This window comes from Bdellovibrio sp. 22V (assembly GCF_030169785.1).
Taxonomy (GTDB): domain Bacteria; phylum Bdellovibrionota; class Bdellovibrionia; order Bdellovibrionales; family Bdellovibrionaceae; genus Bdellovibrio.
Window position 1 is genome coordinate 3,431,346 of record NZ_CP125854.1, and the last position, 22,307, is coordinate 3,453,652.

The following is a 22,307-nucleotide window of genomic DNA, read 5'->3' on the forward strand; positions in this document are numbered from 1 at the left end:
ATAACTCCCTGGCGCGAACGCAATCCGAGAGCGAGAGCTCCTGGCTTCCCCTCGCTGCGGATGGCACGCCCTCCAGGCTCAGTTGCCGCCGCACTGACGTGCGGTTCGCGACATCGTGTCGCCGGCAAAGGCCCTCCTTCGGAGGTGAATCCAGGAGCTCTCGCTCTCGGATTGCTCGGCCTGTGATTTATTAAAATATTTTAAAACTCTGAGCTTTTTCCGCAGGCGCATGGAGGAAAAAGGGAAGGGAAATTTCGTTTCAAAAATCTTTGGAGGAGTTTTTCGAATTAATTTTTTCTGATCTTTGTAGTGTCTTGAATGTTGTTTCATCGAGATTCTGGCTTGCTACTTTTATACTTTGCAGTCCGTAGAGAGGCCTTCAGCGGGGCCCGGACGGCCCGAACCGCCGAAGGCGGCGCTGACTGAGCCTGGACGGCGTGCCTCACGTAGCGACAGCAAAGTATAAAATGGAAATGCAGAATCCCTCGATCGAAGTCACGGCTTAGGTCGAGCACAACGATAAGCTTACAATTTTATTAATATAATCCGTCCAATGACGCAGTCTGGAATTGCCCCCTTGCCTTGCCGCTTATCATTGTTTGGGTCTATTCTCTAAGACTATGGTTACACAAATTCTCACAAAAATATTCGGAACGAAGCACGACCGTGAAATGAAAAAGATCCAACCTATCGTGGATCGAATCAATGCTCTTGAGCCAAAGATGGCGGCACTCACGGATGAACAACTTAAAGCCAAGACACCTGAGTTTCAGGAGCGTTTGAAAAAAGGCGAAACAGTTGATGACATCTTGCCAGAGGCCTTTGCGGTTTGTCGTGAAGCTTCGAAGCGCGTTTTGGGAATGCGCCACTACGACGTGCAAATGATCGGTGGTATTATTCTTAATCGCGGCAACGTTGCCGAGATGAGAACGGGTGAAGGTAAAACTCTTGTGGCGACATTGCCGGTTTACCTCAATGCTTTGACTGGAAAAGGTGTTCACGTTGTCACTGTGAATGACTACCTCGTAAAACGTGATGCCGAGTGGATGGGTCGCTTGTACGGTTGGTTGGGTCTTACGACAGGCGTGATTGTGCATGGCTTGAATGACCAGCAACGTAAGCAAATGTACGCTTGCGATATCACTTACTGTACAAACAATGAAATCGGTTTCGACTATCTTCGCGACAACATGAAGTTCGATCTTGCTGACTACGTTCAGCGCGGTCACCATTTTGCGATTGTGGATGAGTGTGACTCGATCTTGATCGACGAAGCTCGTACGCCGCTAATTATCTCAGGTCCTGCGGAAGCTTCCACAGATAAATACTATGCCGTGAACGCTATCATTCCTCACTTGAAGCGCGACGTGCATTTCACGATGGAAGAAAAAACGAAGACAGCGTCTTTGACAGATGAAGGAAACGCGAAGGTGGAAGAACTAATGGGTCTTTCGAACCTTTACGATCCGCAAAACATCGAAATTCTTCATCACGTATATCAAGGCTTGAAAGCGCACTACCTCTACCGTCGCGACGTTGAATACATGATCAAAGACGGTGAAATCGTGATCGTGGATGAATTCACGGGACGTTTGATGCCGGGTCGTCGCTGGAGTGACGGTCTTCACCAAGCGATCGAAGCAAAAGAAAATGTGGAAGTGAAGTCCGAGAACCAAACTTTGGCGACAATCACTTTCCAAAACTACTTCCGCATGTACGATAAACTTTCGGGCATGACGGGTACAGCGGACACAGAAGCTGTCGAGTTTAAAAAAATCTACAAACTTGATGTGAACGTGATCCCGACAAATAAACCGATTCAACGTAAAGACCAAGAAGACGTTGTTTATAAGTCTGAGAAAGCAAAATACAAAGCGATCACAGCAGATATCAAAGAGCGTATCGCGAAAGGCCAACCGATTCTTGTCGGTACAGAGTCCATCGAGAAGTCCGAGTCTTTGAGTTCTTATCTTCGTAAAGAAGGTGTGAAGCACGAAGTCCTCAATGCAAAACACCATGAGCGCGAAGCGGAAATCGTTGCGCAAGCGGGCCGTAAAGGTGCTGTGACTATCGCAACGAATATGGCCGGTCGTGGTACTGACATCATGCTTGGCGGTAACGCCGAGATGTTGGCGAAAGCGGCTGTAGGTAATGACGATTCTCCAGAGTACCAAGAGATGCTAGCGAAGCTAAAACCACAAGTTGAGGCTGAGCGCGCGGAAGTCAGATCTTTGGGCGGTCTTTATATCGTCGGTACCGAAAGACACGAATCTCGTCGTATTGATAATCAGCTTCGTGGTCGTGCCGGCCGTCAAGGGGATCCGGGTGAGTCTCGCTTCTATCTTTCTTTGGAAGATAAATTGATGAGAATCTTCAACGGTGAGCGTATCCAAAAGATCATGGAAATGCTTAATATTCCTGAAGACGAACCAATCACAGCGAAAATGGTAACGAATGCAATCGAAGGCGCGCAACGCAAAGTGGAAGGCCACAACTTCGATATTCGTAAAAACTTGATGGAGTACGACTCCGTCATGAACCAACAAAGAAATGCGATCTACGGAATGCGTAGAAAAGTTCTTGAAGGTCAAGAGATCGAAAGAACGACTTTGGATTGGTTGGGTGACGTTGTTTCCAATCTTCTTGATACTTACGTTCCAGAGAACGGCAAAAAAGAAGAGTGGAGCCTTGACGGTTTGAACAACTCTTTGGCGCAAACTTTCGGCTTCAAAGTTGATTTCGAAAAAATGCCGATCAATTCCGACACTGTGACTGAAGCAGTTAAAAACGGTGTGAAAGAAGTTTTCGAACGTCAAAAAACGTCCATGGGTCCTTTCTTTGAACAGGTTCAGAAAATGATTCTTCTTCAAAGCATCGACCATCACTGGAAGAACCACTTGTACGTGATCGATAAGTTGAAAGAGGGTATCGGTTTGCGCGGTTACGCCCAAAAAGATCCTTTGATCGAGTATAAAAAAGAAGCTTTCAAAGCTTTTGAAACTTTGAACAACACGATCAAAAACGATGCGATTGAAAAAGTCATGCGCGTTCAACTTGTAGCTCAGCAGTCTGAAGAACAAGTTTTGGAAAGCCTGCGCCCTGAAGAAGCCGATTTAGATGAATTGGATTATTCTTCTTCGACAGAAGCTGACATCGGTCACTCGTTGCCTGACGTTGGTGTGTCTGAAGAGCCGAAGCGCAAAATGACCTTCCAAAGCGGACCTCGTGAAGACCGTCCGATGAATCGCGAAGAGCGTCGTCGTACTGAAAAGCAAGGTAAAGGAAAAAGATAATTGATCCCTTGTCCGAGTTGCCAACAGCCGGTAGAGATTCTTGATAAACACATGGGGACGCTGTTCACGTGTCCCCATTGCAATGCGGTTTATTTTATCGACTGGAATGGGCAACCGGAGCTCGCTCAACATGAAGTTGAAGAAGAGCAACCGATTGAAAATCCCCAAGACATTCAAGCTGGAACTGATTTCGAAGGTGGTGCCTCTTTTGAGGGAGGAGTTGCTTTCGAACCACCTCAACAAGACTTCAACACTTTCGGCGGGGCTCCTGATTATTCCGCACCTGTTGAACAGGAAGGATATGTCGGAGATATTCCGCAGCAAGTTCCTGAAGAGATGGCACCGCAAGAAGATCCTTATTTAGCGCCAGCTGAAGAGATTCCACCTGGTTCTGTCATCGAAACTCCTGGTGAAATGAGTGCTGAAGCAGGTATGGAAGCTTATTCAACAGAAGAAGCTCCTTACGATTTCAGTCAGACTTTGGATCGCGTGCAAGAGCCGACTCCCGCACCGGCAAGCACTCCGGATACTCCTGATTTTTCTGACGTCACTGATTTTGCGAATGCCAATACATCGGCAGGGCCTCTGACATATTCCGTGATCATTGATGGCATCGAATCAAGTCATCTTTTATTGCAGTTGCGTGAAGCTATGACAGACTCACGTTTTGGCTGGGATGTCGCTGAATTGCTTTCTCACGTCGGCGGAGGACGACTCGTATTAAAGGGTCTGACTCCGGCTAAAGCCTCAGTCCTAATCAACCGAATTAAGTATCTGCCTTTTAAAATTTCTTGGAGGCAAGATGTGCTCTCAAGTTCTTAAGTTATCGTTAATCTTTTTGACATACGGCTCAGTGGCTTTTGCCAGTGGTGGGGAAAGTGCTCCGGCCAAAGAAGAGCCCAAAGAAATCAAGACGAGTGAAGAATCTTACGCCGTCGTGCAAGCTCGCGTCGCCGCCTTGGAGGCGAAAATTCGTTCTGGTGAAACCGAAATCGCCAAACTGATCACCGCAAAACAAAGTGCCAAAGATGCGGCCCAAGTGAATGAAGTCATCAGGCAGATGATCACGATTCACAAAGATCTTGAGCACAACATCAAAGAATACGACCAACAAAGAGCTCTTTTGAAATATCGTTATCCAGAAAAGGGCCTTGCAGAAAAGCGCGAGTACGAAAGAATTGAACTGAAATCCATCGAAGAAATGGAAAGCCAGGTAAGTCTTAGCGCCTCTTTAAATAAAACCCTGCGCAAGGTGCGAACTCAATACGAAGCGCCTGAAGTGTCTGCAGAAGCCGCGAAAGACGCGCAAACAGAGCTGAAAAAGAAGCAGGATAAAAAGCAGCCGTCTCTGATTGATCCTGTCATTTTGCAAAAATAGTCTTTAAAAGTAACTGTTATTGAATAACCAATTTTTGATAAACAGTTTGTTGTTAATGCCGCGTATCAATAAAAACTTGTTAAAGTTTACAATTTTTCCAGTAAAAACATACGCTTTCCCTTTTTAAACAAAAGGGTCCCTTTTAAAAAAATATTCGGCGCTTGCGTTTTGGTAGGTTCGGAAATTACCGTCTTGTAAACAAGAAAAATTTAGTTTGCGAGGTCCTAATGGTTCGATTTTTTGCAACGCTGATTATTCTCATAGTCGCAAGTCTTACAACGCATGCGGAAGATTTAATAACGTTAAGCTCTGATAAAGCTGGCTATGTTCTTGGAGAAAGAGCATTTTTAAAAGTGAAAATTAACTCTCAGCCGCTCAATCCAGACAACGAATATTACTTTCAGTCGACTTTTCAGGATGAAGGGCAAAAAATAGTTATGCTATCTGATACTGAAGCATTCGCAGTATCAAATCCTCTTGATGATTTCTCTTCGAAGATTTGGGAAGTCAGTCTTTATATTCAGAATAAAAAGAGGGCTGAGGAGTATAACGCAACTATCGCGTTCTTCAGACAAAAGAATCTCGAAATCGATGAAAAATTAAATAAGGAAACGTCGCAATCCAATCGAGACATTCTCACACAGCAAAAAATTCGAAACGAACAGATTATTGTTAATAGCCAAGCTAAGCTGCAAGCAGGGAGAACATTTCTTCAGACAAAAACTTTGATTCTTACTCTAGATACGCTGTCGCCAATTTTAAAAAAATCATTTGTGGATCCAACAATCGAAATTACTCCTGATGATCCTTCAAAGGTTTATGATTTAGGTGAAGTTGCTAAGTTCAATGTCGCTATTTCCAATGCCACAACTGACACGGAACTAATTGTTAAAGGAGAAGTTCCAACTCATCAGGGAAGAATTCCAATTATACTTACTAAATCGACAGCAGCAAACGGAAGTATTGACTTTACGACTGCAACTTTGAATACAGGCGATGAAGGACGACGAAAGTTTATCGCGAATGTTAGCTATAGATCTCGTAGTGAGGCCGCATACTATCGCAATATTGTTATTCAATCTGAAACAAGAAAAGGCGAATACATTATACTTAAAAGTAAAACTCAAGACGAAAGAAAAAAGGCGTACTATGATATGTTAATTGCCGAGCTGGATAGGGCGATCGTATATAATAACGAAAAGTTACATGCGCTTTTGGTGAAAATTAACGACAACTCAGAGTTGGCATTTCGTGTCCGCGATCCAAATTTGATTATAGGCTTTGTTCTTGATGTTCCGACTGCGGATTTACAAGAGGGTAGCTCTACTGCGAAATTGAAAATTAAGCTCAATTACGAACCTGACGGGAATATCTTCGTAGATATTACTCCAAATCAAACACCTCGTATAGATATAGCGTGGCCTTCCTCATTAATGTTTACTCCAGAGAATTGGAACGAGTATCAGGAGGTCCCTATTGAGGCAATTGCTGATGATTATTTTGAGGGAACTCATTCCGGTGAAGTCACTATTTCATCAAGTGGGCCGGACTATGATGGACTCACCGCTGGTCCGTTCTCCTTCAATATTCTAGATAAACAATATTCTTATGTGGGCTTGTCGCTGAATTCGACGTCTGCCTGTGCAATTAAAGGCAAAAGACTGGTTTGTTGGGGCGATGGTTTTGACTACGTCTTAGGAAATGGCTCTCAAAATACATTGTCAGTGCCCACAGTCGTGACGAACTATAATGAAATAACAAAAATCGGAAGCGGTTATCATCACCGGTGTTTTATTAATGATGGGGCTGCTTATTGTTGGGGACAAAACGGTAAAGGGCAAATTGGTGTTGGAGGATATGCTTCGCATGTGACAACGCCGACTCTTGTTCCTGGTTTGGACTCTGGTGTGACTGATATTGCCGGAGGTTCATATCATACGTGCGCGATTAAGTGGGGCACAGTTTACTGTTGGGGTGATAATTCCACTTATCAAATGGGAAAAGGTGGCTCGGCGACCTACGATACGCCTCAGAGCGTCTCTTTGCCTATTACTCCAGTTATGTTGTCGATCGGTGCTAATAATACCTGCGCAGTCTCGGCCGCGGGGACAGCCTATTGCTGGGGAGAGGGCGTGAGTGGAAGTATGGGAATGGGCAACACGGCCACGTGGATAAATCCAACCCTATCAACTCATATCACAGGCGTGATTTCGATTACATCAAGTCCTTTAATGAATGTTCGGTGTTTTAATAACGGAACTAGAATGAAGTGTGTTGGTAGTAATGGATGGCGACAGATTGGTAATTCAGCCGCCACTGCAAATATTTACACTGTACCCCAAGAAGTTGAAATACCTAGCGCTCCTTCGAGCATGGCATCTTCAGGATTTGCTCATGTCTGTGGGGTCTTCAACGGATCTGCCTACTGTTGGGGGAGCGTCGGTTTGAATATGGGTCTGCTAGGAAATGGTACTGCCGGTGGAAGTGCTACTCCGCAACTTGTCTCTAACGTTGTTCCTCCTGTTAGTGAAATCTCTGCCAGCACTTATCAGACCTGTTTGACCGATCAAGTTGGTACCAAATGTTGGGGAAGCTCGACTGTGCTCGGTGACGGCTCCGGTCAATCTTCAAATATCCCAGTCCAAATATTAGAACCGACACTTTAATTATTTAGAAAAACGGAGTTTTTTACCATGAAAAATTTTTTTAGCCTTCTGTTTATATCTCTAATGGTTTTTGGATTACAAGTGCGTGCTGATGGAACTCATTCTTTTGAAAAGATAATGAGCACGCTTATAGATTTTGAATTAATGCCCACACAGCCCGGGCCATCTGATCATGTCACTATATATATTAGACCGAATACTACGTTTCAAACTCCGGGTATGACCGATATTATACTACAGGCAAAACTTGACGGTAATGATTTCTCATTGGTACGCCCTTTGAACGACGTTTGGATTTTTGCTTCGTTGCCATTTGAGGTGGCTGGGAATCATATTCTCGAAGTGAGTTATTACTTGGAAGATAAGCCTCAAGCAGATGCTCTAAGAGCGGCCATAGGGGTTTTAGATACGGAAATTAGTAAACTTCAGACTGATCTTCTTCTGGAAGAAGATGATGACATGAAAGTTGTTATACAGACGGCAATTGACGACAAAACTGCAGAGAGAATCGCTGCAGTCACAACTCTAGAAAATCTTAAAACTTTTGTCGGATCGGAAACTTTCACCTTTTCCGTGGCATCGAATTAATGGAGGAATAGTGAAAAAAATTAGCATTATTCTGGTATCCTATTTGTTGGTCTTCTTTAATCATGCAGCGTTCGGAGCGCCTCAGATTCTGACTTTAGAATCTGATAACAGTTCTTATGGAATAGGACAAAGGGCGCTCTTAAGAGCTAAAATTAATGTAAAACCCAATAAGCCAAATCAAGAGGTCATATTAGTATCAACTTTGGATGGAAATCCCTTGGAGGTGTTAAGTTTTTCATCTCGATATGGATACAGCCTTACCGCGCAATTATCGACGGTGGGTATGTCTAACTGGACAGTTCGGGCATATGTGCAAGATAAAAACAAAGCTTTAGAATATGAAAAAATCATTCTTTATTATCAAAAAGAGAATATCGATATCGAAGACGCTCTCGCTAAAGAAACAGATCATGAAATCAGGAATTATCTCACAACGACAAAAATAAGAAATCTTGCAATTATCAACAACACTAAAGCGAGAATTTCAGAAAATAGAATCTTTCTGGGACAAGAGACTCTATCTTTTGTAGTAAGTTTTGTTGTTGGCCAAGCATTAGGGTTAAACCCATATGCACGAATTGAATCTGACCGCGAATCGCAAATCTATAATGTGGGTGAACGAGCAAACTTCTTTGCAGAACTGCTCACAGATATTACAAGTGCAGAGGGCTATCACGAAATTTATATGGATGGGAAGATCGAAAGCAGCGGAAGCATGCCTGAGCTTGTAGTTAAAATGAAGCGTATATCCGAAAAGACATTTTCATTTCAGAGTCCTATCTTTACCAGTGCTGACTTGGGAACCAGAAGATTTGTGGTCACGGTGAAAACGCGACCTAAAAAACAAGCGGACTCAATCCGTGAAGCAATTCGATCTGTAAGAGATTTGAAATTACAGTATCAGAGTGCTCAAAATCAATCGTTTGATCCAATGGATAAAATCTACTACCAAAATAGAATCAATATGCTTCAAGTATATGAAACGAACTTGCCTAGTCATCTCAATGAAATTTTGACTACATTTATTTCAAATTTGGGCCTCCGTTTTGATGTTCAATAAGAACGGGAGAAACAATGTTACTGAAAAATAAGTTTTCAATTGGCACACGCTCCATGATCCTTTTCGCTGCTATAATTGCATTGTCTGGTGGATTTGCTTTTGCCAAGAAGGGGTTTTTTTCTTTTCTAGATAAATATGTTGCTATTTCCCTCGATCGTTCCGACGGCGCATATTTAGTTGATGAAAATGCAATTATTAAAGTGGAAGCAAAAAAGAAACCAGTTAATTCTAATCTTAAACTTGTTGTTGAAGCTTATAAAATTATCGGTTCGGATAAAGTAAGTCTTAAGCCAAGTGTAGATCAAGGTATTTATCTTGCTCAGTTTTCCTCTAAGGTAGATGGTGCTGAAGCTATAACGGTGGAAGTTTTCATTGAGAATGAAAAGTTGCGAAATGACCTCTCTAAAAGAATTGCGGAGACAGAAAAATTAATTGCTGATTTGAATGGAGCTATCGCAGTAAATCCTACGCCTGACAAAATTAAGAGGCGCGATGATTTAGAAGCTATTCTTCCCTTACTGCGTGATCAGTATAATGATACTAGAAAACTAGTACAAACTGAAGTTGTAAACTACGTAACGATTCCTAATGATACTGAGCTCTCAATTTTTACTCCTATTGCCGATGCAAAAATTGTGAGTGGATCCATTGAAGTAAAGGGCATATTTACCACGACGGTGCCTGGAGTAAAGTTATATGTCGATTCCCAGGAAGTTCTCGGTGCAAAGTCCGGTCAGGAATTCTTACATACGTTCAACGAAGAGGGTATAGGAAAATTGCAGACGCGTATCGAGGTAAAAAGGGGAAATTTTCTATTAAAACGGGTCGCAGTTCCGTATTTAGTTATTCCTGACGGAGGAAAAAATTTAGATGTTGGTTCTTCTGGTGGAACTGTTGAGATGACTGATCCGTCAAGTCCAATTGTTGGAGCAAAGGTTGTATTGCCACCAAATGCAATGCCCGAAAATAACGAGATCATTATTGCTGAGTCTCCTCATGGGATGATGGTACCCGCCGGCAATGTTGTTATCAGCAAGGATTATATTTTTTATCCTTATTTTATGCACTTTAATGAAGATGTGACGGTGACCATTCCAATTGATGCTTCAAAAATTCCAGCAGGAAGATCTTACGCTGAAGCTAAGGTGCTGGCCCGAATTAACGGTGCATGGGTGGAGCTACCTGTAGACAGTTCTACTTCGGGATTTGTAACGTTTAAAACGAGAGATTTCGAATACGACTCTCTTCAAATAGTTATCCCGATGCCTTTGAAGTCAGGGGAATTGCGTATCATTAGTAATGTCGCAGGCGCGACGATTTATGTGGACGGGCTGAGTGAAGGATTTCAAACCCCTTGGACTCTATCTGGAATGACAAACGAACAGCATGATATTAAAATATATGCTCCCGGTTATAATGAGTTTTTTCAAAAAATTGATTATAACGGTCCATCGACCTTAAATGTCCAATTGACGCCGTTAAGAAAAGTCGGAATTCCAAAAATCGAAACCGCAACAGTGTCTGACGGTATGACCGTTTCCAATTCCTTAATACAGATTCCAGGTAATATTAGTTTAAATGGAGTACCTTCAAATGATGGATTTTTAGTTGTTTCAATGAATGGAAGTGATTCGCTTCAGACAGTTTTGCCAAATGGAGCATTTGCGGCTGTAGTTCCACTATTTGAAGGAGAAAACATTGTAGAACTAAGGTATACCGTCAATGGAATAACTTCTATTAAAGGTCCTTTTCGTATTATTCGTAACGCTCAAAGTACCTTCGATCACTTGGCTCAGTATCCGTTTGCATATGAAGTAGATTTAAAAAGCAAAGAGACTAGAATAGCAAAACTTGGTCTGTTAGAAAGTTTTAAAGTTCCTAAATCGGATATATTATTCTCCGAGAATACGAGAAATCAAGAAATTCGCGTCGTAATGTCATGGACTAAATCAGACACTGATGTTGACATGCATATTTATGATCCTTTTGGGGGCCATGCTTGGTATGGAGATTTGGGAGGAGTAGCTGGAGGTGTTCTTGACCATGATGATACTGACGGCTTTGGACCAGAGACTTTTGTTTTACCCAAACCTCGCCCCGGAGTTTATCGAGTGCGAGCACAGTACTACTCGGATCATGGGAATGGTTCCACGACCGTTCAGTTCAGAATCTATTTAGGTGGGAAACTACTTGCAACTTTATCAAGAGGAATGTCATCCGGTGGATCTTGGGATGCTTATGAAATCGAAATCACAGATGAAATTGCAATTAAGGACGTAATTTCTATATCTGGTAGATCGACAGAAGCGAGGAGGGTTGAATGTAACAATCGGACGGATGGTATCTGTATTAATGGCAAATTTACTACTCACGCTGGCGAAAATATTCTTTTACCCAAAGTAGAAGTTGATGATTCTGTTCCCGATGCCGATATTTCGTTTGTAGTTTCTGAATTGAGTTACGGCACCTCAATTCCTGTCTCTTCGAGAGGGAGAAATGCGAGAGTTAGTCTTCCTATGAGACAGGAGGCTGGATTCGCTAGTATTGGTAAGCCTCTTCTATATAAGATTGTAGCTAAGACTTCATCGTCAGAGTCTCCGCCCTTCTACGTAGTCCAAGACACTAGATCTCAGATTCGACAGGAGTATATTGATTTGAGAGAAAAAACAAAAGGTGCCCCGGAAGATGAGCGTTTTGAGGTTGCAGTGCCAACGTACAGTGAAATTAACGATGGAACAAATTTCCCGGGTCCAAACTTTTATACATATTCTGATTTTTTAAAAAATACTATATTTGGGAATTATGGATTAGTTTTAAATTCACGACAGTATGCTAATGAAGTAAACCTTGCTTTTAGAAATAAGTATAACCCAGCTGGCCGGATTATACTGACATCTGGCTGGAGAAATCCTAGGAAAAACTATTCGACTCCAAGACGAGCATTAAACAGTGGGCATCAAACCGGAAACTCTATCGATCTCGTTCCTCCAAAGTCAGATTTGCCGAAGGTTTACGGGCGACATCTGGGAGTAATAAATCTTATGAAAGATTTATGTGATGTCTCATTTGCTGGAATTCGCGATAATGTACTAGTAATGGTGCATGGTGGAGATCATGTGCATATTCAGAGAAACTCCGGAAAGAAGGTTTCTTTATGCTATAGGCACAAGATATAAAATTGGAGCTTTTGATGACGAAAGTACTTATTTGTTTATTTTGTCTATGTTTATCGATGCCTTCTGCTGCAAAAAATAACGAAGTCCGCAAAGAGAACGTGAAAGATGATTTTGATGTTCAGTATGTTTCAAGGGCTAAGGCTGCTACTCCGTCTGATGAATACGAAGAGATGGGGTGTTCATGTGCGGTAAAAAAAGAAGGAAAGAGAATTATTACGACAAATCTCACGCTTGAACATGGCGATGCGTATGTACAGATCAATAATAAAAGATATCGTCTCAAGTTTATAAGTAGTAAGGAAGCCGGAAAGAACAGATTCATTTCCAAATATTCAAACGGAAAGTACGATTTAAATCTGACTTGTAACACTAAAAAAGTAACGTATCCCCCGCCGTGCGAAGAAAGTGGCTGCACCGGAATTGACTACTTTTGTGATGCAGAATTTTCAAATGGAAAACAGAAAAGCACTTTTTCAGGTTTAAAGGGAGAGTGTGGTTGCTAATATGTTTACAACCAGGGTATCAACTAGTTGACCCCGCAGTCATAAGAAAGTAATATATTCGTATTACCCAAGAAATAGGAGGGCTGATGATTGTAAAATTCTTTAATCCAAACCATGGCTCTCTTGGTCGTTCTTAATTTCTATTTTTGAATTAATAATTTAAATCCACGAGAGCTCCGCTTTTATTTTTTAAATTTAAAAAATTTGGAGTTATTGCGTGAATTTATATTCAAAGCTCATCCCTTTGGGGTGGGACGCATTTTTTGAACAACAATTAGAATCATCCACTGAGCATTGGCAACTGGGCCGAGTTATCGGGCAAGAGCGAGATTTGTACCGCGTGGCTTTCGCGGAAGATGACGTCGTGTGGGCGCAGCTTTCGGGTCGCTTTCGTCACGACAATGAGCTTTCGGCCGGAGCATTTCCGGCCGTGGGTGATTGGGTGGCGTGTAAGAACGAAGAAAATCAAGACAGAGCCTTGATTCAAAAAGTTCTTGAACGTCGTTCGTGCTTTTATCGGAAAGACCCTCAAGAAGGTGTGCAAGTCGTTGCCGCGAACATGGATGTTGTATTTATCGTGACCTCCATGAATCGCGATATGAACTTGAAACGCTTGGATCGCTATTTGAGCATGGCCTGGGACAGCGGCGCTTCACCGGTTTTGGTTCTAAGCAAAATGGATCTTGCTGAAGATCCTGCCGCTTTTATTCAAGAGCTGGAAGAAACTTATATCGGCGTCCCGATTCATGGAGTGAGCGTTCTTGAGCCCGACACTTGTGAAGTGCTTAAGAACTATTTGCGTCCAGGAAAAACGGTCGTGCTTATGGGATCCTCCGGAGTCGGGAAATCCACTTTGACGAATTTCTTTTTAGGAGAAAATACGATCAAAACACAAAACGCGCGAGAAGACGACGATCGCGGGCGGCACACAACGACCTCTCGATTCTTATATCAGTTGCGTGAAGGTGCTTTGCTTATGGATACGCCGGGAATGAGGCAGCTTGCTCTCGTCGACCAAGAAGAGGGTTTGCACGATCTCTTTGAAGACATCATTGCGATCGGTTCGACTTGCCGGTTCCGCGATTGCGCTCATCAGGGTGAACCTGGATGTTCTATTCGGGCCGCCCTGGAAGATGGTTCCTTGCCGGAAGACAGATGGGAAAGTTATCTGAAACTTCAAAAGGAAGTCGCCTACCAGGAAGCTCGAGGAGATCGCCAAAAGCAGGCGGAGGATCGAAAAAAATGGAAAAAGATTTCTAAGGATCTTCGTGTGCGAATCAAACAGAAAGGCCGGGGGGAGATTTAACCCCGGCTCCTTTGAGTAAGGCCAACGATCATTACTTTTATTGTGCCAAAATGAGACAAAAGAAAGTGGCAGCCTTTAACGGATCCGAGTAAACTGGTACCTTAGAAGAATGGGGGAACTATGCTCCGATATTTGGCTATTCCTGTCGTTATAATCAGTCTTTTGACGACAGCATGTCAGACATCCATGTTGAAGCAGTTTTCTAAGATCGAACCAGGAATGGAAAAGGACGACGTTCTACGATTGATGGGTTCTCCCAAGCAAACGCAACGCTTTCACGGTAAAGATCGTTGGTCTTACGTTTTCTACGACAATCGCATAAAATTCGAAAAAGAAGTGCAATTCTTTGAGGGCAACGCGATCTACGTGGGTGATAAGTGGCAGCCGGAAAAAGATAAGACCGCAGCCGCTATCGACGGCATCAACGATCAAAAGAACCAACAGATCGACGAGCAAATTGCCAAGGACGTTGAGGCACATCGCCGTTCTTATGAGGCTTATGAAAAAGAAGCCAAGGGCGAAGACAAAGTTCGTTATGTTCCCGATTTCGAAGCTATTCGCTAGCTTTTAGAATGAGGGGCTGTCCTAGAACGGAAATCACTTCATAGCCGTTGATGGATAAAGTGTTCTCGGGATTTTTTCCGTAGAATTTAACTCCGATCCAAGTCCACTCTGTAGGCCAAAATTCCACGACATTTCTAAAAAAAACTTTGCCTTGTTCGCGGCTTCCGGGAACGGAAGCGGTGAATTCAAATTGCTGCAAAGGACTTTTTAGAATCGTTGCAAATGGAATGGCAGCGGCTTCCAGGTGGTGTTGGTCTTCACTGATAAGGCATGGCGTACGGACGACCATTTGCGGAATCTCTCCCGAAAAAGCGACACCTTCTGCCGCGAAGATCAAGTCGACTGTCGGATATTCTTCGCAAACAAAAACTTTCGCACCGTCGGCGTTTTTTAAAAGAAATGAACCTAAGACAACGCCGGGTCCTTCAGAGGTCTCTATCGGATGGGCGTCTTTGAGCACCTGATATTTAAAGGCCTTTTTAAATTCTTCCGGAGAGGCTTCAGAAAGATCGTGTTCCACTGTCATTTCGGATGAATTCGAGGAACCGTCGGAGGCGACCTTCCGTAATGGAGACAGTTTTTTCTCCAAAGTCATCAATGCAAACGGCAAAGCCGCGAGCAGAAGAATCAGACTCATCATGCGCGAAGTTTTTTGAAGCGGAGTTTTCTTTTTCATCTTAGTACTCGCATTTAATTGTTTCGCGGTCGGCAGCCGTTAATACGTCTCGTTTCAAAGCCCCATTGAGAACAGCCCACATCACGCTGGGAACGGTACTTCGGTGTTTTAATCCTAAAACGTGTCCCAACTCGTGAATCAGCAGACTTTCAAGGTGGACGTCTTTATAGGATTGATATTCGTCGATAAAAAAATTGAAGTATTTATTGTCGATGGCAACGTCAGCTTCATAAAGCTCGTTCGCGCGCCAATAAAGATTCGTGAGCCCTTGCATGTTCTTCTGCGCTTCAGGCCATTCCTGTAACCAGTGAACTGTGTTCACAGAGTCTCGCTTTGTTTCGTCCGTCAAAGTCTTTTCAGAGCGTACGAAGTTAAAGAGCGTCATGCCAGCAGCATCATTCCAGTGCGAGGCCGCTTTGCGAAGAACCTCTTCGTATTCAGTAGGAAAGCTTTTGTGGAGTTCGAGAGTCACAGGAATATTCTTTTTCCATGACACTCTTTGCCCGTAGGCGTTTTGCACAAATCCACAATCTGTTTCAGCGGCACTTGCGAGATTGTCGGCGTCACCGGGCCCCAATGTAATGCCGTTTTGGCATGCGCATAAAGCCAACAATGTAATGAACAGAAAGCATTTGTACATGTCTCTCAGTTTACACGAGATTTTTTAGCATATCTTTGGGAACTTTTCGGACCTCGACAAAGGTAAAGGTCCTTTTAGAAGTAAGAATCCGCCCAATCAATCAAAGTACTATTGATCCAGGAAATTTTTTCTTGGGCCGTGATCCTGCGTCCCTGTTTTAGGAAGTTTAAAACCTCACTGCGCAATTCGTTGGCGGTCGCCTCGTGTAAAATCAGCACGCCGCTTTCAGTGTCATGAATGAAACTGCGGCGATTTAAATTGACGCTGCTTACGAAACTAAGTTTGCGATCAATCACCAAGAGTTTTGCATGCAGGATCGACTTTTCGTCGGACCATTCGTAGATTTCGACGTTGGCAAGGTGGCGATTCACCCCTTGCTTATTCACGTCCTCCGCGATTTGCGGAGTACCGTCACCAGCCAGACGTATTCTTGTCATCACTTTCACCTTCACGCCTCTTTGCACGGCGCGATCCAAAGCCGCACTAATAGCGACAGAGGGACGGAAGTAAGGAGTCGTGATAAGAAGCTCTGACTGAGCGGAGTCGATCATCTCGATATAAAATTTTTCAAGTTGATAACCGTCAAAATAGGGCAAGGACATGATATGCCGAACCAACGGATAAAGCTTGGGCAGGTTCGATAAGCGAGAAACCTGATTACTTGAGGCCTGCTGCGGAATATTGATATTTGTTGAGCGGAAGCGTTGAGTTTCAGGATCTCTCATCCAGAACGATAACATTTGCGCTAAAACGGATTTTACAAAAGGAGCGCCGCGAATTTCGACTTCGAAATCGTTGTAATAGATGTACGCTTCTTCGCCTTCACCGTAGTTCTTTAAATACTTGTAGGCTTTATAAAAAGGCGTGTCAGAGAAAATATAAGAGTCGCGGATGTTTCTGCCACCTGTAATTAGAAAGTTATCTGAAGGTTTTTTAGAAGAATGCCCAATGATAAGTTTGGTGTGATTCACGCGGTGAAATTTATCGAGCCAGCCGCCATCTTCTTTCTCAGAGAGACGGTATTTGTAGTATTGAACCTTCACGTTCGGCATACCAATTTGCAGCCACTCCAAAATACGTTTGTCTTTTTTTGTCATGGTGACTTCTGGGACAAGAATACGGATCTGCGTTCCACGAGAAGCGTGATAACGAAGAGCCCGAGCTAAGACCATTCCATGGAAGTCGGCGGAGAAATTTAAAGATGAGACCCAAATAATATCGAACTGCGGAGCTTTATCGAAACTCAGTTTCGCCATCGGGTTCTTATTGTCAAAGTCCTTACGAGCCAAAGGTGATCCCGTCAGCGACATGATCTTGCGATTCATCGACACATACGGGTCGCGCAGGTTCACCCATTTGTCGAACGTTTGTGTGCAGGTCACGAAATTATAATCTTGCTGCCAAAAGAAGCTGGTTGGGTTGTTGCCGAAATCACCGGAAGGTCTTGCGCAGACATCGATCTGGTTTGTCAGCTTCAACCACTCTGTTGAAAGATCGCTCAGCTCTTTCAAAGCAAAGCCATGTGTCCACGTTTTATCTTTTTCCGGATCAAAGAAGTAAAACTGGCAGTTGCGCACGAAAGGAGAAAAACGCACGCTCACTTTTTGTCCGTTCACTTGGTTGTAATACCAATTGAAGTCAAAAGAGCGTCCTTTCTTTTCATTTGAGAAAAAGAGAAATGGATCGTCATAAATAAACTCGGCATCGCATGTAAGGCGAGCCTTCAAATACTCTTGTCCTTTGTTGCTGTCGTCGCGAAAATGCGGCGGATTTTTAGGTGGCAGCATATTTCGAAAGCGCAGGGAATAGCTTTTATAAAAACGATGTTCCAGCGGAAAAGGATTTACTCCAACGCCAAGTCTAAAATCGTCCCAGTTATGCACTTCAATAATCTCTTCTTTTTCAAAGAGCACAGGACGAAATGTTGCTTCAAACCAGGGGCCTAAGCCGGACCACTCGCGCAGATGCAGCTTGTTGCTCATAGTTTCAATGTGTTGATTTCTCTCTTGGACCAACTGACTCAAAGCCGCGCGAGCTTGCGGATCGCGCAGAGCTTTTTCCCCGAAAGCTGGGATGTGACTTGCTCCCTGTGTCGTCGAGCTTTGAGTTTGGAATAATTCCTGACTTTTGCGCCAGTCGTTATTCCAAAACCGTGACAACTCTAGATCAATCTCCTGAATGCGGTTGATTCTTTGATCGTCATACATTTCGGAACTGGGACTGCGCTGTACGTTGGTACAAGAAATAAGAAGAGAGCATAGAATGAAGACACAGAAACCGAACACGTTCATAGTCTTCAAATCGGGTTATGTAGTGAAAAAGTTTAGGAATTCATGCGAGCTTTCTCAAATTGAGGCAATCAAATTTTGAGCAAAGCTCGCCGAGGATTTCATAGCGAGCAATGATTCGCCATGAAAGTCTGAAAGAATACTAGTTGTAGAAGTCTGCGATCTCGTCGTCGTTACGGATGTAAGTTTTGAAATCTGCGGATACAAAGCTTGTTTCCTGGATCACGCCTTCAGCACAACCAGAAAGGCTTGCGTCACTTTCTCCGTCAAAATCACATTCGCCAATGTACCAAGCCTTTTCAGTGTAATGGATTTTGTAGCCGATAAGATCATTGGAATAAAAGATACCAATAACTTCAGTCAGCTCTGTATTGCCATCAGAGATATAGTCGCCCTCAAGAATAGTGTCTACCCAAATGGAGGCTTGCTCGACAGCGATCTTTTGCAAGATTTTTAAATCGCGTTGCGAAAGCAAAAGGTGTTGTTTCTTGCCGTCAGTGAAAAGAACGGCTTCACGGAAAGGTTTCGAACATTCATCAGCGCAGTTGGCTTTGTAGTTGTCCATCATTTCCATAAACTTGCGCGCGCCAACGAAGTACTCATCAGCTTGAGCTTGCAAAGAAATAGCCATCGTCATGAAAATAGCGCCTAGTATAGCTTTCATCGAAACCTCCGAATTGGAGGCAACATATAGCTCTCGAAGCGGCGAATGTATAATCCAAAATCTTAATGATATTATGCGCCCAAAGCCTAGAGCGGGGCTTCCGTGAGTTTTCGCTTTAAAACTTTCCCACTGTCCCCTTTGGGGAGGGCTTGTAGGAACACGAAATGCTTTGGAATTTTGAATTTTGCCAGGTTTTGCACGCAGTGATTGTGCAGATCATCAATGCTTAGGCTGCTATCCTTTGCAACGACAAAGGCTTTGCCGACTTCGCCCCATTTTTCATCGGGAACGCCAATGACAGCGGCCTCTAGAACGGATGGATGGGAGCGCAGGATTTGTTCGATCTCTGGAGGATAGACGTTTTCGCCTCCAGAAATGAACATGTCCTTTTTACGGCCGACGACGTAATAGTAACCTTCAGAGTCGCGACGGACGAGGTCACCGGTGTAGAGCCAACCATCTTGGATCGTTTCGTGAGTGGCCTTTTCATTTTGCCAATAGCCGTGCATGCACATCGGGCCTTTTAAAACGAGTTCGCCGATTTCGTCAGCGGCAAGTTCTTTGCCGTCGTTATCGACGACTTTGGCTTCAATATAAAAATTAGGAAATCCGATGGAGCCAATTTTGCGAAGAGCGTCCTCTTCATTCAAAGAAAAAACATTGGGACCGAATTCAGTCAGACCGTAACCTTGACGAACAGGCACGCCTTTTTTATCCCACACCTTGATCAGCTCAATCGGCATAGGTTCCCCGCCGACGATGGCATAGCGAATTTTAGACAGATCCGTTTTTTCAAAAAGCGGTGAACGCACCATCATGTCCATTGTCGTTGGTACGCCAAAAAGCAATGTCGCCTTTTCTTGTTCGCTCAACGAAAGAATTTGATCTGCGTCGAATTTCTTAAGGAAAACGACTTTAGCGCCACGGTGTATGAACGGTGTCGTTAAAACATTCCACCCGCCCGTGTGAAAGAATGGCAAAAAGATCACAGTGCAATCTGTCTGCGAGATGTTCAGGCGAAACGTCGTATTGATCGAGTTCCAAAAAATCATTTTGTAAGTAAGAATCGCGCCTTTAGGAGATCCCGTAGTTCCCGAGGTGTACAGAATCATCGCGGGATCTTCTTCCGTCGATGTAAATGGAACTTCTATTTCTGTTTTATTCACTTCTAAAGCGCGAGCAAAATCAGAGAGTAATAAAGCCGTCAGTGATTTTACATTGGGAAGATTTTCAATAATTTCGCGATAGGCTTCTTGAAACAAAATCAGCTTTGGAGCCGCATCCGTGACAATGTGATTCACTTCTCGTTGCGTAAGACGAAAATTAATAGGAACAAGAATCGCACCCAGGCGTTGTAGAGCAAAGAACAAGAAAACATACTCAAGCTCATTGGTCGCTAAAGCGGCAACACGGTCGCCTTTTCTGATTCCGAATTCCTTTTGCAGGAAGGAAGCTCCACGATTGGCCAAAGCGAAAAACTGCGCGTAAGAAAACTCACGGCCCGTTTCGCCATCTTTGATCGCGATATTTTTTGGGGAATATAAATTCCAGCGCTTCAGCCAATCCAGTTCCATAAAACCTCAGAGACTACGTATCGTAGCCCCACTCCAATGCAAGAGCTGCCATGCTCATACCACCGCCTGATCCCAACATAAAGACCAAGTCACCTTTTTTCATTTTCTTTTGGCGGGCGGCATCGGCGATGGCCATGCCAATAGAGGCAGAGCCCGTATAACCGAAGCGATCCATAACGTAATGAGCACGGTCGCGAGGCAAATCTAATTTATCCAGAGTCTCATAAATGCTTTGCACGTTGAATTGCGTGATAAAGAAGTGCTGGATGTCGGAAGCCTTCTTGTGGAGGCGATCCAAAAGCACGTTAGTCAAGCGCGGCCAGTGGATTCCGTTTGTCTCTGGCGGAATGCGTTTTGGGAAAGCTAAAAGCTGACCTTTGTTTTCAATCACTTGATGAGTGATCGGCTGAGCAGTGCCTCCCGCGTAAATGCCCATGTAGTCATGATATTGGCCATCCGTATACATTTGGCTGTCCAAGAATCCCTGAGTGTCTTTGGCAGGTTGAATGACGACAGCGCCGGCTCCGTCGGCAAAAAGAGAAGCGATTTTGTAATCGTCGAAATTCAAATACTTACTCATGCCGTAAGCGCCCACGACAAGAATGTTTTTATATTTATTATCAGTGCCGATGTACTTCGTCGCGATATCGCAACCAACGACGAAACCAGCGCAAGCGGTGTTGATGTCGTAAGTTCCTGCATTCGTCGCGCCCATGCGATAAGCGACAACGGAAGCCGTTGATGGAGAAAGATAGTCTGGCGTGTCCGTTGAGACGATGATGAGATCCAAATCTTTCGCCGTAATACCGGCGTTTTTCATCGCTTCTTCGGCGGCGGGAATAATAAGATCGGACGTACGCTGATCGGCGTTCATCCAGCGGCGCTCTTTAATATTTCTTTGTTCGCTTAAGAAAGTTCCGATGTCTTTTTTGTAAAGTTCATCGAAGTATTGATTCGAAATCACGCGCTCTGGCGCGTACATTCCTGTTCCTGCAATTGTCGCTTTTCTCATAGTCCATCCTTTGCGAATGAACCCATCTACAAAGTATTTTTCGGCGTTTGGCAAGAAAAGAAAAATAGAGCTTTGGCTCTATTCACAGAGCGAAAAAATGCGATTTTCTTTGACGGCACTAGGAGAGTTCGGGGTAAGCCTTGTGTATGAAAAATATTAATTTCGATTTCAAAAATAAAAATGCTGTCGTTACTGGTGGTGCTGCCGGTATCGGTTTTCAAATCACGCAAAGTTTTCTTGAAGCGGGCGGAAACGTAGCGATTTGGGATTACTCTGAACAAGCTTTGCAAAATGCAAAAACGGAATTGGCAAAGTATGGTTCGCAAGTGCACATTGCACAGATTGATGTGACAAATCGTGACTCCGTTGCGAAAGCGGCAGCCTCATTGCCTTGGGCTGTGGATATCCTTGTGAATAACGCGGGAATCACGCGTGATAAATCTTTCGCGAAAATGAATCCCGAAGATTGGGATGCAGTTATTTCGACAAACCTCACTGGTTTGTTCAACGTGACGAAAACTCTTTTAGAAAAATTTAATGCGAACTCGAACCACAAACGCATTATTAATATTTCGTCTGTGGTGGGGCTTTACGGTAACTTCGGGCAAACGAACTACGCGGCAGCTAAAGCCGGTGTGATCGGGATGACGAAAACATGGGGTAAAGAATTGGGCCGCAAGGGTTTCACATCCAACGCCATTGCTCCTGGTTTTATTATGACGGCAATGACGAAAGCGATGCCTAAAGAAGTTCTTGAAGGGATGGCGGCTAAAGTTCCCGTAACTCGTCTTGGGGAAACGGAAGATATTGCAAACGCCGTTTTGTTCTTGGCAAGCGAGCAGGCTAGTTATATTAACGGCACCGTTCTTAGCGTCGATGGCGGGATCGTATTATAGGCCCTTTTGCATCTGAACCTTTT

At 43.8% G+C, this 22,307-nt stretch carries 17 protein-coding genes; 11 read left to right on the forward strand and 6 right to left on the reverse strand.

Translation table 11 applies throughout. The annotated features are described in order from the left end of the window. The first annotated feature begins 620 nt into the window (after window positions 1–620). The 10 genes from secA (at window position 621) to bamE (ending at window position 14,534) form a co-directional block, all read left to right on the forward strand. The gene (gene secA / locus QJS83_RS16605; protein WP_284606537.1) at window positions 621–3,293 is read left to right on the forward strand and encodes a preprotein translocase subunit SecA; all 2,673 of its coding nucleotides are present in this window, start codon (window positions 621–623) and stop codon (window positions 3,291–3,293) included. A 51-nt stretch (window positions 3,294–3,344) separates the two neighbouring features. Then, complete coding sequence (locus QJS83_RS16610) at window positions 3,345–4,115, forward strand: hypothetical protein (RefSeq protein WP_284606538.1); 771 nt, start codon at window positions 3,345–3,347, stop codon at window positions 4,113–4,115. Then, on the forward strand, window positions 4,096–4,671 hold the full coding sequence (locus tag QJS83_RS16615; protein ID WP_284606540.1) for a hypothetical protein: 576 nt from the start codon (window positions 4,096–4,098) through the stop codon (window positions 4,669–4,671). Before QJS83_RS16610 ends, QJS83_RS16615 begins: the two co-directional genes overlap by 20 nt. Window positions 4,672–4,898: 227 nt before the next feature. Next, window positions 4,899–7,337 (forward strand): RCC1 domain-containing protein, encoded by a 2,439-nt coding sequence (locus tag QJS83_RS16620; protein ID WP_284606541.1) that lies wholly within the window; start codon window positions 4,899–4,901, stop codon window positions 7,335–7,337. 27 nt (window positions 7,338–7,364) lie between these two features. Then, window positions 7,365–7,925: a hypothetical protein gene (locus QJS83_RS16625; RefSeq protein ID WP_284606542.1), complete on the forward strand. Its 561-nt coding sequence runs from the start codon at window positions 7,365–7,367 to the stop codon at window positions 7,923–7,925. 10 nt (window positions 7,926–7,935) lie between these two features. Then, complete coding sequence (locus QJS83_RS16630) at window positions 7,936–8,985, forward strand: hypothetical protein (protein ID WP_284606543.1); 1,050 nt, start codon at window positions 7,936–7,938, stop codon at window positions 8,983–8,985. A gap of 14 nt (window positions 8,986–8,999) precedes the next feature. Continuing rightward, entirely contained in the window at window positions 9,000–12,161 is a 3,162-nt protein-coding gene (locus QJS83_RS16635; protein WP_284606544.1) for a PEGA domain-containing protein, read from the forward strand. Window positions 12,162–12,175: 14 nt separating this feature from the next. Next, the gene (locus QJS83_RS16640) at window positions 12,176–12,664 is read left to right on the forward strand and encodes a hypothetical protein (protein WP_284606546.1); all 489 of its coding nucleotides are present in this window, start codon (window positions 12,176–12,178) and stop codon (window positions 12,662–12,664) included. 217 nt (window positions 12,665–12,881) lie between these two features. Beyond that, entirely contained in the window at window positions 12,882–13,970 is a 1,089-nt protein-coding gene (gene rsgA, locus QJS83_RS16645) for a ribosome small subunit-dependent GTPase A (RefSeq protein ID WP_284606548.1), read from the forward strand. 120 nt (window positions 13,971–14,090) lie between these two features. Then, window positions 14,091–14,534 carry an outer membrane protein assembly factor BamE domain-containing protein gene (gene bamE, locus QJS83_RS16650; protein ID WP_284606550.1) on the forward strand — a complete coding sequence of 148 codons (444 nt, stop codon included), beginning with the start codon at window positions 14,091–14,093 and terminating at the stop codon, window positions 14,532–14,534. Here bamE and QJS83_RS16655 read toward each other — a convergent pair. The 6 genes from QJS83_RS16655 to QJS83_RS16680 all read right to left on the reverse strand — a co-directional run bounded on the left by QJS83_RS16655 (window position 14,524) and on the right by QJS83_RS16680 (window position 21,388). Then, complete coding sequence (locus tag QJS83_RS16655) at window positions 14,524–15,210, reverse strand: hypothetical protein (RefSeq protein WP_284606552.1); 687 nt, start codon at window positions 15,208–15,210, stop codon at window positions 14,524–14,526. The genes bamE and QJS83_RS16655 overlap by 11 nt on opposite strands. Window position 15,211: 1 nt before the next feature. After that, window positions 15,212–15,850, reverse strand: a complete 639-nt coding sequence (locus QJS83_RS16660; RefSeq protein ID WP_284606553.1) for a matrixin family metalloprotease — start codon at window positions 15,848–15,850, stop codon at window positions 15,212–15,214. Between the two features lie 74 nt (window positions 15,851–15,924). After that, window positions 15,925–18,141: a phospholipase D-like domain-containing protein gene (locus QJS83_RS16665; protein ID WP_284606555.1), complete on the reverse strand. Its 2,217-nt coding sequence runs from the start codon at window positions 18,139–18,141 to the stop codon at window positions 15,925–15,927. 139 nt (window positions 18,142–18,280) lie between these two features. Beyond that, window positions 18,281–18,802, reverse strand: a complete 522-nt coding sequence (locus QJS83_RS16670) for a hypothetical protein (protein ID WP_284606558.1) — start codon at window positions 18,800–18,802, stop codon at window positions 18,281–18,283. Between the two features lie 86 nt (window positions 18,803–18,888). Then, complete coding sequence (locus QJS83_RS16675) at window positions 18,889–20,376, reverse strand: acyl-CoA synthetase (protein ID WP_284606560.1); 1,488 nt, start codon at window positions 20,374–20,376, stop codon at window positions 18,889–18,891. Between the two features lie 13 nt (window positions 20,377–20,389). Beyond that, entirely contained in the window at window positions 20,390–21,388 is a 999-nt protein-coding gene (locus tag QJS83_RS16680) for a ketoacyl-ACP synthase III (RefSeq protein WP_284606561.1), read from the reverse strand. Between the two features lie 146 nt (window positions 21,389–21,534). Here QJS83_RS16680 and fabG point away from each other — a divergent pair, with 146 nt between their 5' ends. After that, the gene (gene fabG / locus QJS83_RS16685; protein WP_284606562.1) at window positions 21,535–22,284 is read left to right on the forward strand and encodes a 3-oxoacyl-ACP reductase FabG; all 750 of its coding nucleotides are present in this window, start codon (window positions 21,535–21,537) and stop codon (window positions 22,282–22,284) included. Window positions 22,285–22,307 lie beyond the last annotated feature (23 nt).

Excerpts from the sequence above, each read along its gene's own strand:
- secA (WP_284606537.1), top strand. The coding sequence starts at position 621 with ATGGTTACACAAATTCTCACAAAAATATTCGGAACGAAGCACGACCGT.
- QJS83_RS16610 (WP_284606538.1), top strand. The coding sequence starts at position 3,345 with ATGGGGACGCTGTTCACGTGTCCCCATTGCAATGCGGTTTATTTTATC.
- QJS83_RS16615 (WP_284606540.1), top strand. The coding sequence starts at position 4,096 with ATGTGCTCTCAAGTTCTTAAGTTATCGTTAATCTTTTTGACATACGGC.
- QJS83_RS16620 (WP_284606541.1), top strand. The coding sequence starts at position 4,899 with ATGGTTCGATTTTTTGCAACGCTGATTATTCTCATAGTCGCAAGTCTT.
- QJS83_RS16625 (WP_284606542.1), top strand. The coding sequence starts at position 7,365 with ATGAAAAATTTTTTTAGCCTTCTGTTTATATCTCTAATGGTTTTTGGA.
- QJS83_RS16635 (WP_284606544.1), top strand. The coding sequence starts at position 9,000 with ATGTTACTGAAAAATAAGTTTTCAATTGGCACACGCTCCATGATCCTT.
- QJS83_RS16640 (WP_284606546.1), top strand. The coding sequence starts at position 12,176 with ATGACGAAAGTACTTATTTGTTTATTTTGTCTATGTTTATCGATGCCT.
- bamE (WP_284606550.1), top strand. The coding sequence starts at position 14,091 with ATGCTCCGATATTTGGCTATTCCTGTCGTTATAATCAGTCTTTTGACG.
- QJS83_RS16655 (WP_284606552.1), bottom strand. The coding sequence starts at position 15,210 with ATGAAAAAGAAAACTCCGCTTCAAAAAACTTCGCGCATGATGAGTCTG.
- QJS83_RS16660 (WP_284606553.1), bottom strand. The coding sequence starts at position 15,850 with ATGTACAAATGCTTTCTGTTCATTACATTGTTGGCTTTATGCGCATGC.
- QJS83_RS16665 (WP_284606555.1), bottom strand. The coding sequence starts at position 18,141 with ATGAACGTGTTCGGTTTCTGTGTCTTCATTCTATGCTCTCTTCTTATT.
- QJS83_RS16670 (WP_284606558.1), bottom strand. The coding sequence starts at position 18,802 with ATGAAAGCTATACTAGGCGCTATTTTCATGACGATGGCTATTTCTTTG.
- QJS83_RS16675 (WP_284606560.1), bottom strand. The coding sequence starts at position 20,376 with ATGGAACTGGATTGGCTGAAGCGCTGGAATTTATATTCCCCAAAAAAT.
- QJS83_RS16680 (WP_284606561.1), bottom strand. The coding sequence starts at position 21,388 with ATGAGAAAAGCGACAATTGCAGGAACAGGAATGTACGCGCCAGAGCGC.
- fabG (WP_284606562.1), top strand. The coding sequence starts at position 21,535 with ATGAAAAATATTAATTTCGATTTCAAAAATAAAAATGCTGTCGTTACT.